Source organism: Vibrio albus (assembly GCF_003144035.1).
Classification (GTDB): domain Bacteria; phylum Pseudomonadota; class Gammaproteobacteria; order Enterobacterales; family Vibrionaceae; genus Vibrio; species Vibrio albus.
The window spans coordinates 1-618 of the sequence record NZ_QFWT01000035.1; the positions used below are offsets into that span (position 1 = coordinate 1).

Below are 618 nucleotides of genomic sequence, written 5' to 3' on the forward strand. Positions count from 1 at the left end.
TGGGCTGCAAAAGAAGTAGGTAGTTTAACCTTCGGGAGAACGCTTACCACTTTGTGGTTCATGACTGGGGTGAAGTCGTAACAAGGTAGCCCTAGGGGAACCTGGGGCTGGATCACCTCCTTAACGAACGATTTTCACGATGAGTGTCCACACAGATTGATGGTTTAGGCGAAAGCCTAGAGCATAGCTCTTTAACAATTTGGAAAGCTGACAAAGTAATCTTTAAGATTACTTGTAAAAGTTCTCAAATCTTATTTCTCTCTTTTATAAGAGAAAGATAAGTACCAACAAACACATTCAAGTGTTCTTGGCTTTTTGTTTTCACTTTTTTAAAAAAAAGTAAAATAAAAAGAGCTCATGCATTTACTGTATGAGCATATTTGAGTCCGGCAAAATCGAAATGTCTCTCGCTCATTCAAATAATGAGAGACACAAACCTTGGTTGTTTGAACATACAAGACCTCTTGGGGTTGTATGGTTAAGTGACTAAGCGTACACGGTGGATGCCTTGGCAGTCAGAGGTGATGAAGGACGTATTAACTTGCGATAAGCGTAGATTAGGCAGTAAAAGCCACTTGAGTCTGCGATTTCCGAATGGGGAAACCCACTTACATAAGT

At 40.3% G+C, this 618-nt stretch carries 2 rRNA genes; both read left to right on the forward strand.

Annotated elements, in window-relative coordinates:
* Positions 1–123 (forward strand): 16S ribosomal RNA (locus DI392_RS19425); the annotation flags it as partial.
* 353 nt (positions 124–476) lie between these two features.
* Positions 477–618: ribosomal RNA gene (locus tag DI392_RS19430) — 23S ribosomal RNA — on the forward strand; the annotation flags it as partial.